This window comes from Synechococcus sp. 65AY6A5 (genome assembly GCF_002760415.1).
Classification (GTDB): Bacteria; Cyanobacteriota; Cyanobacteriia; order Thermostichales; family Thermostichaceae; genus Thermostichus.
This window is the reverse complement of record NZ_AXUW01000001.1, coordinates 1,136,226-1,148,833: the sequence shown is the minus strand read 5'-3', so window position 1 is coordinate 1,148,833 and position 12,608 is coordinate 1,136,226. Positions and strand designations below refer to the sequence as shown.

Sequence of the window (12,608 nt, the reverse complement as noted above, 5' to 3'; positions counted from 1 at the left end):
CCTATCTCTGGTAGCCGGACCAGGACTGCGCCTGGCTACTGTCAAAGGCCAGGGAAACCTCAGGCAACTGCAGGGAGAGGGATCCCAGCTCGGCCAGGGTGGTGCCGGGGTAGTAAAAGGCGAGGATTTGCGCCGCGTTCAACCCCCGCCGCGCCAGGGTGTAGGCGCCGTACTGGCTCAGCCCCACCCCGTGGCCAAAGCCGCCGCCGATAAAGCGGTAGCCTGTCAGCCGCCCGCTCTGTTTCAGGGGTTCCACGCGAAACAGAGTGCTGTACAGGCGGGGAAAAGCCAGGCGCACCTGATCCTTGCGCAAAAGAATCGAGTGGAGCCCTTGGGGCGTCTGCAAGTCCACGTGCAGCGCCTGCACCCGACCACTGACCGAGCGCTCCAGGACGTGCAGCCCCTGGATGGTCATCCACTCGGGGAGAGGGATCCCGAGGTACTCTTGAGCGGCCCGCAGTTGGGCGTTTAGCTCCTCCAGCGACTGAGAAAACTCCCAGCGGAAGAGGCGCGATACCCCTGCTTCGTTGAAACCCTCCCGCCGGGCCAGAAAGGCCTTGAAGTCGCTCTCCTGCCGCAAATCGAAGGGCTGATCGGGCTGGTGGGCGATATCCACCTGCGGGCGCAGGTAGGGGCGCGGCTCTCCGTCCCAAACCTCTTCAAAGCCTGCCGAGATGCCGCCGTTGGTGGAAGAATAAACGGCATCCACCAGCTCGCCCTTGTAGGTGAGCACCAGGCCGCTGGTCTGGCGAATCGCTTCGTCGGCCCGCGGATGGGTGCCGCTCAGCCCCTTGTAAACCTGGCAGTGGGTATTGGCACAGAGGTGGTAGTCGTCGATCTGAAAGCGGTGCAGGTTCTTGAGGGCGTAGGTGCGCGCCAAAATTGCCTGGGCGGCCATGGCGGCAAAGGGGGCCCCTGGCCCCACCTCATGGGGCACCACCCCCCGTAAATAGGTTTCCAGGGGCACGGCGTTGACCACCGTATAGCTGCCGTAGGCATTGGGCTGAATGGTAATGGATCCGGCATAGTAGCGGTCGTTCACCCGCAGATAGCCGGCATCGGAGGTTACCCTCAGGCGGGTGCGATGGTAGCGAAAATGCTCATGTACCCAGCTCAGCTCCGCCCGTTCGCGCCGCTCCTGCACCTCCAGCCGCACCTGAGGGATCCCTTCTTTCTGGGCATACTGCTGAATCTGGATTAGTTGTTGGGGAGTGTAGGCGCGGCTGGCCCACACCTGCCATTCCTGCGGTTGGGCGATCTCGGTGCGGATGCCCAGAGATTCCCAGGAGTTGGCGCTGGCCTCGGCGCTCTCGAAGCTTTTGTGGCTGCTGAGGATGAGGCGGTACACGGTTTCCGGGCTGGCCAGGGCGCGGTTGACGATCCCAACCGTAACTTGTGGGAGCCGCTGCCTCTGGGTGCTGCCGTCTGCCTGGGCAAATTCCAGGGTGAGGAAAGACCCCAGCGGCGCTGCCAGCTCCACCTGATCTTGCTCAGAACGGCCAAAGCGTTGCACAATGCCCACGTGCAGGATCGGGTTTTCGGGGGTGGCCGCTGCAGACAATTGCGCTGGCAAGACAGGATCTTCGGCCTCTTTGCGAACCCCGGTCGCGTCAGCGGCACGGAGCACCAAGGCTGTCAGCAACAGGCCCAAGCCGGAAATGAGGCTGCTCTGTTTGCGCCAGCGGAGCGGAGTCCTTAAAAACCGGCGAGGTTGGGCAGTAGGAGACTGACAACTGGCCATGGCCGCTTTATCCTGACAACACACCCTGTCGATTGTACCCGCATCTTTTCTGGCCTAGCCGCAGCGATGGATGCTCCTCTCCCCTCTACCTCCCTGCTTTTTACCGGAAACGACGGTGGATTCTCGAACCTGCCTCCTCCTGCTCTACGCAAGGGATCCGGCTGGCGGTTGGGCTGGGATCCTGGGCGCTCCCCTTTTGTGGCCCTGGTGGGAGGAGAGACTTGGGCGTTGGAGCTAACCCTAGAAGAATGGCAAGCATTTGTGCAGGGGGTGTATCGTCTGCAGCAGGATATGGAAGCTGTCGCCTCCCAACTGATGGCCGAGGAGAGCATTACGCTGGAGCAGACCTTTCCTGCCCTCACGTTGGTTGCCAGTGGCAGCGCCACTGCTTGGGGCCTCTATCTCCAGTTGCACCAGGGCCGGCGGGGTGAGGGTTTCTGGCCAGCAGAAGTTGTCCCGGAGCTGTGTCGTGCCCTCGACCAATTCCAGGAGTGCTGACCCGCCGCCGCTTGCAGGTTTTGGGGAGGAACCCAAGGCAACTCAGGTCAAACTCCAATCAATTGCTGAAGAAAAGTACTTGATAAACCCTGAGGCCACCCCAACGACTAGGGCCACGATCGCGCCGCGGCTGATGAACTCCTGTTGGTCAAGCCGCTTGCTGTAGCCATCCATTTTGCCGCTTAGCTCCGCGATTTTCACTTCCAGGCTGCTACGGCTGAGGTCGATCTTGGCTTCCAGCTCGTTGCGAGTGAGGTCGATCTTGGCTTCCAGCTCGTTGCGAGCGCCTTGGATCTTGCTCTCTAGGTCGTTGCGAGTGAGGTCGATCTTGGCTTCCAGGTCGGTTTTGACCAGCCGGATCTCGCTTTTGATCTCCGTCACCTGGATTTCCAACTTGCGGTCGATTCCCTCCAGCTTTTTGTCCAAAGCCAGGATGAGGTCTTTAATTTCTTGATTGGGATCCGACATCCGCAGTTCTGCCCAAGACCGCTGGCTCCTATTATCGCCTAAGGGATCCCTCCTCAAACTGGCGGCTCAACCGTTGCCACGATGTCGCGGATGACGGCCTCTGCCTCCTGCCGTCGGTTGCTCGTCATGTCCCCAGATCCGGCCAAAGAAATGCGATGGGCCAGCACCGGCACAAACAAAGCTTGCAGATCTTCCGGTAGGCAAAAGCTCCGCCCTCTCACCAACGCCTGCGCCCGTGCTGCCCTTGCCAAGGCCAACGCCCCGCGGGTGGACACGCCGGCCCGCAACAGCCTGGAGGCACGCGTCGCCTGCACCACCTGCAGCAGATAGTCGGCCAGGGATCCATCCAGGTACACCTGATCCACCGCCGCCTGGATCTCCCGCAGCTCCGCCAGGGAAAGCACCGGCTGGAGAGCCTCCACCGGCTCTGCCTGCTGTCGCTGCAGCAGCAAAGCCCGCTCCACCTCAGGGCTGGGGTAGCCGATGGACAGCCGCACCAGAAACCGATCCAACTGGCTTTCCGGGAGGGGATAGGTGCCGTGATACTCCAAGGGGTTTTGGGTGGCCAACACCATAAAGGGACTGGGCAGCGGGTAGGTGCGGTTGTCCAGCGAAACCTGCTTTTCCGCCATTGCCTCTAGCAGGGCACTCTGGGTGCGGGGAGAGGTGCGATTGATCTCGTCGGCCAGGATGACATGGGCAAAAATGGGGCCTGGGCGAAATTCAAACTCCCCTTTCTCTTTGTTGAAAAGGGTGAGGCCAAGAATGTCAGTCGGCAAGAGGTCGCTGGTAAATTGAATTCGCTGAAACTTGGCCCCCAAGCTGCGGGCAATGGCCCGCGCCAACGTGGTTTTGCCTACTCCCGGCACGTCCTCCAGGAGGACATGGCCTTCCGCCACCAGGGCCGTCACCACGGCCTGCACCACCCGTGGCTTGCCTTGAAACACCGACTCGACGTTGGCGATCAGCTTGCCGATCTGCTGCCGCAAAGTTTGCAATCGCTCCGCCGGGATCCGCGCTGAACCGGACAGGGTGCCAACACTTGCCATAAACCACTCCCAAAGGGGCCTATTCCACCATACAGGCCCAACCCACCGGCAACCCAAAGGGGATCCCACAAAACCCCGGTGGAAAACCGGAGTATCATAGACCTGATCCTTGCAGGAAGGATGGGTATTTTGGAACTGTCTTGTAAAAGTGAGTACGCTCTCCTGGCCCTTCTGGAGTTGGCCCAGCACTACCATGACGGCCGGGTATTGCAGATTAAGGAGATCGCAGCCCACCAGTCGATTCCCGACCGCTATCTGGAGCAGTTGCTGGCCACGCTGCGCAGGCAGGGCCTGGTACGTAGCCAGCGGGGCGCCAAAGGAGGTTACTCTCTGGCTCGACCGCCCTGGCAGATCTCCCTATTGGACATCATTCAGGCCATCGAGGGAGAAGATCTCACCCGCCCCCGCGACTTGCCCAGCGGCGATCTCTCGCCGGAGCGCCAGGTGCTCTGGCAGGCTTGGCAAGATGCCCAGGCGGCAGCGGTGGGCATTCTCCAAAAAACGACCTTGCAAGACCTCTGCGACCGGCAGGCGCAACAGCAACAGGCCAGGTTGATGTACTACATCTAGAGGAAGCTGCCGGTGTCGATGCCCTGGGCTTGGCCTCCTCTCAAGAGGGTGAGTACCTCTTCCCGCCGAGGCGGACGAGAGGGGCTGGGATCCCTGTCAAGTTTTGGGTTATCCTGAAACCCATTGCCTCTTGAATTGCTTCCTTTGCATTCCATGACCTTTCGCTCCCCTCGCTCTCAGGCTGCCGATACGTTTTCTTCGGAAGATTTTGCCAAGGCTCTGGAGGCGCAAAGCCTTGACTTTCGACCGGGACAGGTGGTGCGAGGCCGCATCTTCCAGCACCAGAACGATGGGGCGCTGGTGGATATCGGCGGCAAGTCGCCGGCCTTTTTGCCCCTGAAAGAAGCCGGGATCCGCTCAGGAGAGGATTTGAGCGAGCTTTTTCCCCTCAAAAGCGAAGCCGATTTTCTCATCTTGCGAGAGGACTCGGAAGGGCAAATCGTACTCTCGGCGCGGCGGCTGCGGCTGAAGCGACTTTGGGAGGAGCTGGCCGAAAAACAGACCAACGGCCAGACGGTAACTGCCCTGGTGATCGGCACCAACAAGGGCGGGGTTCTGGTGGACGTGCAGGGGCTGCGGGGCTTTATTCCTCGCTCGCATCTCAACCAACGGGAAAATCTAGAAGAGCTGGTGGGCCAATCGCTGACCGCCAGTTTGTTGGAGGTCAACCCCGCTGCCAACAAGCTGGTGCTCTCCCAGCGAGTAGCGCGACAAGCTGAGAGCCTGGGAATCTACACCACCGGTCAGGTGGTGCGGGGCAAGGTCAGCGCCCTCAAGCCCTTCGGCGTTTTCGTGGAGCTGGAGGAGGGGGGCAGCGGGCTGTTGCCCATCAAGCAGGTCAGCCAAAGCTTTGTCGCCTCCTTATCCGACTTGTTCCAGCCCGGTCAGCCGCTCAAGGCCGTGGTCATCGATGTGGATGAGGCCAAAGGGCGGGTAGCGCTCTCTCTGCGGGTGTTGGAAAAATACCCCGGCGAGGTGTTAGAGCAACTGGCCCTCATTACCGAGGAAGCTGAAGAGCGGGCCGGCAAACTGAAGGGGAGAATCACGTCCGAGGGCAAGGTCATTTAACCCATACCGACTGCCAAGGCGCTCCTGGGCGAGCCTTCCGGATCCCTGGGCTGGGCCTCACCCAAGACTTGGCGCCGATCCCCCAATCCCGCCAGCAGCAGGGGACCTTTCGTAGCCACCGGCTGTGGAAACAGCACCCCTTATCCCTGATGCTCAGCTTCCCTCTCCTTCTGGGAGGGGGGCTGGATCCTATGTCCTGCCAGCATCAACTCCCTGGCACTGCGGAGCCCTGGGGGGCTGTTTCAAACTTGTACAGAGTGGCAATGCCGTGAACAGCAACTGAGGCTGGGGTGTTGTCTATACGCGATGCTGGCGCAACAGAGATGAAGAGATTTCCTTACCAATCCTCCGCTATTGCGTTTCCATGCAAATCTTAGGTTGGAAATGCTCAAATTAGGACACAGCAAGGGTTTTAGCTATTGCCGCCACTGAGGAAATAGCCAGAATAAGAGTAGCTATTGACCCAGCAATGGGCGCTACGACAACTTGGTGAATGCACGATGTTTCCCTCTCTGTTGACCCCACGCACAGCCGGCCTACTCCTATCGGGAGCCGCACTGGGCATCCACTGCCAGGTGGCCATGGCCGCTCCTTTTCGCGACACCTTTGGCCACTGGGCGCAAGCCTATATCGAGACCCTCTCCTCTCAAGGGGTGTTGAACGGCTTCCCGGATGGCACCTTCCGTCCCAACGAGCCGGTGACCCGCGCTCAGTTTGCCACCCTTGTCACCACTGCCTTTCGCCTTCGCAACACCTCTGGTACCTTCATCGGCTTTCGGGATGTGCCTCCCAGCCACTGGGCGGCCAATGCTATCTCCACGGCGGCAGCCAACAACTTGGTGGCCGGCTTCCCAGACGGCACCTTCCGACCCGAACAGCCCGTTACTCGCACCGAGGCGCTGGTGATCCTGACTAACGCCCTTGGCAACACGAGTGCCATCCCCGCGGCTCAGCCGAGCGAGCTGTTCAGCCGCTACCGCGACGCGGCAGCCATTCCCAACTGGGCCCTGGCACAACTTGCAGCCGCCAACCGTGCCGGCCTGATTGTCAATTACCCGGATCCTATGCTTTTGGAGCCGAACCGCCCTGCCACCCGTGCCGAGGTGGCCGCTTTTACCCACCAGGCCCTGCTCAATCGGGGATCCCTGGTGGCCCAGAACCCGAGCAGTTGGGTTTCCACCCCCCCGGCGGGCTTTGACCTGCGCCTTTCCACGCTGGCGGCGGGCACCCTGATGCAGACCACCACCCCCTTCAACGAGCGCCTCTTCATCGCCCCCAACGAAACTCGCCCCCTGTCCTTGATCGTCCGCACCCCGATTCGCAACGCCCAGGGGGATATTCTGGTGCCTTTCGGCTCGCGGGTGGATGGCCGCTTTGAGCCGGCACCGGGGGGCACGCGCTTTGTGGCAGAAAGCATCATCGCCAACAACCAACTGTTCCCCTTGGCTGCCCAATCGGATGTGATCCACGATGTTAAGGATCCTCGCTACACCACCACGGGCAAAATCATCCAAGATGCGGCCATCGGCGCGGCAGCGGGCGCCATTCTCGGCTTGGTGACCGGCGACAATGCCATTGCCACAGAAGAAGTGCTGGGGGCTGGGGTGGCCGGAGCGGTGATCGGCAACGTCACGGCGCCACAGGTGGTAGTTTTGGATCCCAACCAGGTGATCGAGCTGCGCCTCACCCAGGATCTGGCGCTGGTCCCTCAATCCCGCTAGCGGCGCGGGGGTGTCCGTTGCAACAAGACACAGGCGATACAACTTCGTCACCGTCTTTCCATCGGTGAAGCTGGGCGTTGCCTCGATCCCCAACTCCGTATCCCCCCGTACACGGGGGGATATAGGGGGGGCCGGGGTTGGGAGTGAGGGCAAAAGGCTATCTTCTCAGCCAATCCAACAGAGTCGTTCCCCCCAGCCACAGGCCCACCAAAATGGAAGTGGTCAGCAGCCCCGCCGCCACACAGATCAGGGATCCCAAGCTGCACAGGATCCCGTCCTCTTCGAGGAGGCCAAAGGCGGTGACGAAGACCCCCATCGCCGGCAGGGTGTTGGTGCCGGGCACGGGAATGATCATGGAAATACCCATCAAGCTGATCAAGGTGCTCAGCCAGACCTGGCCCAGGCGGCTGGTGCAGACTGGTTGCCAACGGGGGCAGGCAACTTTTTCAATGCGCTGCAACCACGGGATCCCGGCCTGCACCCACTTTTGAAATTGCTTCCGTTCAATGGATGTCTGCAGCACCCATGGCGGCAGCCAGGGGGTGGTTCGCCCCGCCAGCATTTGTAGGGCCAGCAGCAGAATAACCACGCCAAAGGGAGTGGAATAGCCAGGAGCTGGCAGAGGCAGAGCAGAAGGGAAGGAGAGCACCGCCAAAAACAAGCCAAAGCTGCGCTCGCCCGCCAGTTTGAGAATCTCTTCAAGGCGGATGGGTGGGGATCCCTCTGGGTAAGGCTCGGGCTGCTCTGGATGGGCGGGAAGGCAGGCAAATCGGGCCAGCTCTTGCGATAGACGAGCCATAGGGGGGGGGCTGCAAACGGTTTGGGAGCCAACGATAGCCTACTGCAAATCCAAGGTTTGTTGGATATCTTGAACAAAGGGGTGGTCTTGGAGGGGTAAGATGAGCGGCGAAGCGCTGGGCAAAAGGTTGGCTAGCGGTAGCCTTGGAGAAGGTCTGGGGAAGCATGCTCCGCTCAGCAAGGGAATAGGCAGGTTGGGGGGGACGCTGTTGCTGGGATCCCTGTTGGTGGCAGGGCGCGGTGTGGCCCTGGCCGAAGCGCAGTTGGAGGTGGGTACCTCCACCACCTTGCCCCCGCAGGCGGCGCCGCCGGTGTTGCCTCCCCCGCCGGTGGGAGTTCGACAAATTAGAGAGGATACCGATCCTGAGCAAACCGCCGATATGCCCCTTTCCCTTCTGGCCGAGCAGGTGCTGGAGGCGGTGTGCGAAGCGCAAATCGATCCCCAACGGGCCCTGGCCCTCATGCCCGACCTGAGCGAGTCCCACATCCGCGCTGCCTGTCCCAAGCGGCTGGCCCCCCAGTCCCTCCGTAGACGGGGGGATATAGGGGGGGGAGTACAGGCCGGTCAAAGCTTGGCGAAATTGTAGGGAGCGGTGAAATTGTTGTAGCGAATGCGCAGCCGTCCCTGAAAGGCTCGATCCAGCTCCTCCACTTTTTGGGCAAAAGCCGGCTCATCTTCCCAGTTGATGAGAAACGAGCTGTTGTAGGCCATGTTTTCCGTAAGCAGCTCTCCCTCGACGCGATCGCTGGCCAGAGAGCCGAGGGCGGCTGTGAAGGTTTGGGCAATGTGTTGGCGCCGTTGCTCCAGCATTTGCTCCAGAGCCTGCCCAATTTCCACTACTGCATCTAGCCCCAAGGGGGTGCCAGCCATCTCGTCCCGCCGGGCTTTCAGGGCCGGGTTTTCCTCTAGCCCCAATTGGAGCTCTTGCTGGGGATCCCAGAAGACTTTTACCCCCACCTCCCGTTTGCCCTCCAGGCGCTGCAGCAGGGCCAGCAGATCGGCCAGGTGCGGTTTGATCAAATCCTGCTCTACCTGATCCCAGCCGCTCACCACCAGGCCAAATTGCAGCGGCAGCAGGGCGCGGTATCCCTCGCTCATCACGGTTTCTAGGACAGCTTCGTGGGCCAGCAGATTGGCCCGGCTGGCCAAGTAGCGCTCCTGGCGAGCCTGGGAATAGAGAAAGGCCAAAGATCCCAGCACGTGAATCCCCACCGGCTGCTTGTCCAGCCCCACCACATTCAGGTGGCGCGGGCCGGGGGCAGCGACGATCCCGTAGAGATAGAGGGTGCTATTGGGATTTGCCGTTGGCATGGCTGCGAGCATCTCCGATCAACCAGGTGAGGTTGGACTCTTCCGTGTCGATGGCATTGCCATCGGAGGAAATACAGTAGCGACCCATCACCATCTGGTGGCGCAGGGTAACTCCTGCAGCGATTTGGGTGTAGTTGAAGATGAGGCTGCCATCCAGCGTACACCCTTCGTTCAACACACAGCCGTAGCCAATGGCTGTGGGGCCGATGAGCTTCACCCCGTCTGCCAGGTAAGTGCTGGCCCCAATGTAGACCGGCGGCTCGATATGGATGCGATCCCAGTTGGCGCGGATGTTGATCCCCGTCCAGACGCCGGGCCGAATCTGGATCCCGGGCACCTTGACCCCCTTGATCTCGCCGCGCAGCACCTTCTGTACCGCCAGCCAGTAGTCAGGGGTACGGCCAATGTCCACCCACTGGAAGTCGGCCTTGAGGCCGTAGAAGGGGGCGCCGGCTTTCACCAAGGCGGGGAAGAGATCGCTGCCGATGTCATAGGGGCAGCCGGGGGGGATGTAGTCCAGGACTTCTGGCTCGAACACGTAGATGCCGGTGTTGATGGTGTTGCTGAGGGCCTCTTCCTGCCTGGGTTTTTCTTGGAAGGCGGTGACCCGGCCCGTCGCATCGGTTACCACCACGCCATAGCTGGAGACTTGGCTGGGATCCACCTCTCGCAACACCACCGTGGCCAATGCCCCCTTAGATTTGTGAAAGTTGACCACCTGGGTCAGGTTGAGGTCGATCAGGGCATCGCCGCAGAGCACCACGAAGGTGCTGTCGAAAAAACCGGAAAAATCCTGGATCTTGCGCATGCCACCGGCGGATCCCAGGGGTTCGGCCACCGGCTGGCCGTTCTCGAAGTGGCCCTCGAAGGAAAAGCCGATGTGTACTCCCCACTGCTGGCCATCGCGAAAGTAGTCTTCGATCTGGTGAGCGAGGTGGCTGGTGTTGATCATGATTTGGTCGAACCCATGTTCCCGCAGCAGCTCCACCAAGAACTCCATGACCGGCTTGTGCAAAATCGGGATCATCGGCTTGGGCATCATGTAGGTGATGGGCCGTACCCGCGTCCCTTTGCCGGCTGCCAGGATCATGGCTTTCATGCCGTCCTCTCTCCTCCGGGTCTATCGTCTCCTGACTTTATCATCCCAGGATCGGCAGTCTGGATAACAGAAGAGGGTTTTCGCTCTGGGCTGGCCCCCCAGTCCCCCCGTGTACGGGGGGATAGAGGGGGGAATCGCCGCCAAGAGGCCGATCCTCTACAATCGAGGGGAAGCAACGCCCGCAACTGCTCTGCCGCTGTCAAGGCTTGACTCTCTATCTAGCCCTGGCAAGAGCAGGGATCCCGGACATCCTTCTATGTCGATGGCTTTCGGCCTCAGCCCCGCCCCGCATCCCGATACCCCAGGTTGCCGTTCCGCCGGCCAGCCGATCACCATTGCCCTGGCCAAGGGAGCCTTGCTGGCCGACGCTATCCGCTGCTTGCAACAGGTGGGGATCGATTTCAGTCGCTTTTTGGATCCCGGCAACCGCCTGCTGCGGATTGAATCGCCCACCCAGCTCAACGGGCAACGCTACGAGGCGCTGCTGGTGCGCAACCACGACGTGCCGGTGTATGTGGAGTACGGCCAGGCCCAACTGGGCATCGTCGGCTACGACGTCTTGCGGGAGCGCTATGCCGGCAGCGAGGTGCGAGTGGCCCACCTGCTGGATCTGAAGTTCGGCCACTGTCGCATGTCGGTGGCTCTTCGCCAAGAAAGTCCCTACACCTCGGCGGCCCAGTTGCCTCCCCATGCCCGCGTGGCTTCCAAGTTTGTCGGCTGCGCCCGCGAGTATTTTGACCGGTTGGATTTGCCGGTGGAAATTATCTCCCTCTACGGCTCAGTGGAACTGGCTCCCATCACCGGCATGGCCGATGCGATTGTGGACTTGGTGGCCACCGGACGTACCCTGAGGGAAAACGGCCTGGTGGAACGGGACTGCCTTTTCGAGAGCACCGCCCGCTTGATCGCCCATCCCACCAGCTACCGCGTCAACCAACAGCCCATCGGCGAGCTGGTGAACCAGATTCGGGAGCGCTGGCTGGGATCCCTGGTGGCGAGTGGCCCGCTTTGAGGGGGCCGCGAGGTCTTTGTAGAAGGGCAGGGGTCGGCAATCCAAGAAGTAGGAAAACGCAGCTACCCGACAGCTCTGCCTGGCCAGGAAACTTCTGCAAGCCCGGCCAAAGAGGGGATCACTATTGCGTACAATAGGGGCATTCGGGCTTATTTTCCCCAGCAGCATTGAGATTAAAACAGGTTTTTCGAGGTTGATTATGCGGTACCGTCCACTACTCGCCATCCTGTTGGCGCTCTGTTTGAGCGTCTTCGCCCTGCCGGCGGAGGCGGCCAAGGCCCCCTTAACCTACGACCAGATCCGCAACACCGGCAAGGCGGCCATATGCCCTTCCGTCTCGGACGATGCCCGCGGCCGCATCGAGGTGCCCAAGGGGGGATCCCTAAAGTTGACAGACGTCTGCTTCCAGCCGGTGCAAATTGAGGTGGAAGAAGAGAAACGGAACGGGGAAAAAGAGTTTATCAAGGCCAAAAACATCATGATCTCGGCAGCCACGCTGGGGCCGATTAAGGCTGAGGTCACCCCCAAAGACGGCGGGTTGGAGCTCAAAGTGGTGGACGGGATCACCTTTCAGCCGACCACCGGTCAGTTGCCCCGCCGCGAGCTGGTGCCATTTTTGTTTAGCGTGAAAGATTTGGTGGCCACAGCTCAGGGCTCCGCCATTGACCCCTCGACCGACTTTGAAGGGGAGTTCTTGGTGCCCGGCTACCACACCAGCACCTTCCTCGACGCGCGCGGGCGCGGCTCTAACACCGGCTACGACACAGCCGTAGGGCTACAGGCGGCCAAGGACGACTTCGCCACCAACCGCAAGGTGGACGAGGTTTCGCGGGGGAAACTGTCGCTGCGCATTGCCCGCGTGGATCCCAGCACGGGAGAGATGGGCGGCTCCTTCGTTAGCATTCAGCAGTCCAGCACCGAGCAAGGGGCACTGGAACCCCGCACCGTCCGTGTCCAGGGCTTGTTCTATGCCCGCCTGGCGCCGGAGTCTTGAAGAGAGCAAATTTTGGGCTTGAGGGGGCAGGGATCCGGTCGATCCCTGCTCACTCCTGTTGATACTGATACATTTACGCTGAACACTGCTGAGCATTACTGCTCAGCGGTGAAGCGATAGCATTCTGTCCGTTTCCGTTGTCACTACGCGACGCTGACGCGACCGCGCTACTCGGACGGAGTCCAAACAGAAAGGCGGTATCCCGCAAAGCCCTGAGCATAACGCCCAGAGCGCCTTGCCAATCTCGTGGTAGCCTATGGTTGCACTTCGGGCATCTA

General features: G+C 60.9%; 13 protein-coding genes and 1 pseudogene. 7 read left to right on the top strand and 7 right to left on the bottom strand.

Annotated elements, in window-relative coordinates:
* Position 1: 1 nt before the first annotated feature.
* Complete coding sequence (locus tag SYN65AY6A5_RS05440; RefSeq protein ID WP_011430086.1) at positions 2-1,741, bottom strand: SpoIID/LytB domain-containing protein; 1,740 nt, start codon at positions 1,739-1,741, stop codon at positions 2-4.
* 66 nt (positions 1,742-1,807) lie between these two features.
* Here SYN65AY6A5_RS05440 and SYN65AY6A5_RS05435 point away from each other — a divergent pair, with 66 nt between their 5' ends.
* Complete coding sequence (locus SYN65AY6A5_RS05435; RefSeq protein ID WP_049749741.1) at positions 1,808-2,239, top strand: DUF1818 family protein; 432 nt, start codon at positions 1,808-1,810, stop codon at positions 2,237-2,239.
* A gap of 42 nt (positions 2,240-2,281) precedes the next feature.
* On the opposite strand, the gene SYN65AY6A5_RS05430 is transcribed toward SYN65AY6A5_RS05435, so the two are convergent.
* Positions 2,282-2,707 (bottom strand): hypothetical protein, encoded by a 426-nt coding sequence (locus SYN65AY6A5_RS05430; protein WP_099884043.1) that lies wholly within the window; start codon positions 2,705-2,707, stop codon positions 2,282-2,284.
* 53 nt (positions 2,708-2,760) lie between these two features.
* Positions 2,761-3,756, bottom strand: a complete 996-nt coding sequence (locus SYN65AY6A5_RS05425; protein ID WP_011430088.1) for an AAA family ATPase — start codon at positions 3,754-3,756, stop codon at positions 2,761-2,763.
* A gap of 129 nt (positions 3,757-3,885) precedes the next feature.
* On the opposite strand from SYN65AY6A5_RS05425, the gene SYN65AY6A5_RS05420 reads away from it, so the two are divergent.
* The 3 genes from SYN65AY6A5_RS05420 to SYN65AY6A5_RS05410 all read left to right on the top strand — a co-directional run bounded on the left by SYN65AY6A5_RS05420 (position 3,886) and on the right by SYN65AY6A5_RS05410 (position 7,115).
* On the top strand, positions 3,886-4,326 hold the full coding sequence (locus SYN65AY6A5_RS05420; RefSeq protein WP_011430089.1) for an Rrf2 family transcriptional regulator: 441 nt from the start codon (positions 3,886-3,888) through the stop codon (positions 4,324-4,326).
* A 153-nt stretch (positions 4,327-4,479) separates the two neighbouring features.
* The gene (locus tag SYN65AY6A5_RS05415) at positions 4,480-5,394 is read left to right on the top strand and encodes a S1 RNA-binding domain-containing protein (RefSeq protein ID WP_011430091.1); all 915 of its coding nucleotides are present in this window, start codon (positions 4,480-4,482) and stop codon (positions 5,392-5,394) included.
* A 500-nt stretch (positions 5,395-5,894) separates the two neighbouring features.
* Positions 5,895-7,115, top strand: coding sequence for an S-layer homology domain-containing protein (locus SYN65AY6A5_RS05410; protein WP_099812187.1), 1,221 nt, complete (start codon positions 5,895-5,897; stop codon positions 7,113-7,115).
* A 157-nt stretch (positions 7,116-7,272) separates the two neighbouring features.
* Here the strand turns inward: SYN65AY6A5_RS05410 and SYN65AY6A5_RS05405 are convergent, their stop codons facing one another.
* On the bottom strand, positions 7,273-7,914 hold the full coding sequence (locus tag SYN65AY6A5_RS05405; protein WP_011430093.1) for an exopolysaccharide biosynthesis protein: 642 nt from the start codon (positions 7,912-7,914) through the stop codon (positions 7,273-7,275).
* A 193-nt stretch (positions 7,915-8,107) separates the two neighbouring features.
* On the opposite strand from SYN65AY6A5_RS05405, the gene SYN65AY6A5_RS05400 reads away from it, so the two are divergent.
* Complete coding sequence (locus SYN65AY6A5_RS05400) at positions 8,108-8,500, top strand: hypothetical protein (RefSeq protein ID WP_041438250.1); 393 nt, start codon at positions 8,108-8,110, stop codon at positions 8,498-8,500.
* Here the strand turns inward: SYN65AY6A5_RS05400 and SYN65AY6A5_RS05395 are convergent.
* Both SYN65AY6A5_RS05395 and SYN65AY6A5_RS05390 read right to left on the bottom strand, forming a co-directional pair.
* Positions 8,479-9,225 carry a GvpL/GvpF family gas vesicle protein gene (locus SYN65AY6A5_RS05395; RefSeq protein WP_041438253.1) on the bottom strand — a complete coding sequence of 249 codons (747 nt, stop codon included), beginning with the start codon at positions 9,223-9,225 and terminating at the stop codon, positions 8,479-8,481. The two genes, SYN65AY6A5_RS05400 and SYN65AY6A5_RS05395, sit on opposite strands and share 22 nt — an antisense overlap.
* Positions 9,203-10,324, bottom strand: coding sequence for an NDP-sugar synthase (locus tag SYN65AY6A5_RS05390; RefSeq protein WP_011430095.1), 1,122 nt, complete (start codon positions 10,322-10,324; stop codon positions 9,203-9,205). The genes SYN65AY6A5_RS05395 and SYN65AY6A5_RS05390 overlap by 23 nt, the downstream gene beginning before the upstream one ends.
* Positions 10,325-10,580: 256 nt before the next feature.
* Between SYN65AY6A5_RS05390 and hisG the strand changes: the two genes are divergently transcribed.
* Entirely contained in the window at positions 10,581-11,336 is a 756-nt protein-coding gene (hisG, locus tag SYN65AY6A5_RS05385) for an ATP phosphoribosyltransferase (protein ID WP_228375470.1), read from the top strand.
* 199 nt (positions 11,337-11,535) lie between these two features.
* Positions 11,536-12,330 carry a photosystem II manganese-stabilizing polypeptide gene (locus SYN65AY6A5_RS05380; protein WP_011430097.1) on the top strand — a complete coding sequence of 265 codons (795 nt, stop codon included), beginning with the start codon at positions 11,536-11,538 and terminating at the stop codon, positions 12,328-12,330.
* Positions 12,331-12,403: 73 nt separating this feature from the next.
* Here the strand turns inward: SYN65AY6A5_RS05380 and SYN65AY6A5_RS14345 are convergent.
* Positions 12,404-12,608, bottom strand: a pseudogene (locus tag SYN65AY6A5_RS14345) (RNA-guided endonuclease TnpB family protein); the annotation flags it as partial.

Coding starts and splice junctions, on each gene's coding strand:
- SYN65AY6A5_RS05405 (WP_011430093.1), bottom strand. CDS start 7,914: ATGGCTCGTCTATCGCAAGAGCTGGCCCGATTTGCCTGCCTTCCCGCC.
- hisG (WP_228375470.1), top strand. CDS start 10,581: ATGTCGATGGCTTTCGGCCTCAGCCCCGCCCCGCATCCCGATACCCCA.
- SYN65AY6A5_RS05435 (WP_049749741.1), top strand. CDS start 1,808: ATGGATGCTCCTCTCCCCTCTACCTCCCTGCTTTTTACCGGAAACGAC.
- SYN65AY6A5_RS05430 (WP_099884043.1), bottom strand. CDS start 2,707: ATGTCGGATCCCAATCAAGAAATTAAAGACCTCATCCTGGCTTTGGAC.
- SYN65AY6A5_RS05380 (WP_011430097.1), top strand. CDS start 11,536: ATGCGGTACCGTCCACTACTCGCCATCCTGTTGGCGCTCTGTTTGAGC.
- SYN65AY6A5_RS05415 (WP_011430091.1), top strand. CDS start 4,480: ATGACCTTTCGCTCCCCTCGCTCTCAGGCTGCCGATACGTTTTCTTCG.
- SYN65AY6A5_RS05390 (WP_011430095.1), bottom strand. CDS start 10,324: ATGAAAGCCATGATCCTGGCAGCCGGCAAAGGGACGCGGGTACGGCCC.
- SYN65AY6A5_RS05425 (WP_011430088.1), bottom strand. CDS start 3,756: ATGGCAAGTGTTGGCACCCTGTCCGGTTCAGCGCGGATCCCGGCGGAG.
- SYN65AY6A5_RS05440 (WP_011430086.1), bottom strand. CDS start 1,741: ATGGCCAGTTGTCAGTCTCCTACTGCCCAACCTCGCCGGTTTTTAAGG.
- SYN65AY6A5_RS05410 (WP_099812187.1), top strand. CDS start 5,895: ATGTTTCCCTCTCTGTTGACCCCACGCACAGCCGGCCTACTCCTATCG.
- SYN65AY6A5_RS05395 (WP_041438253.1), bottom strand. CDS start 9,225: ATGCCAACGGCAAATCCCAATAGCACCCTCTATCTCTACGGGATCGTC.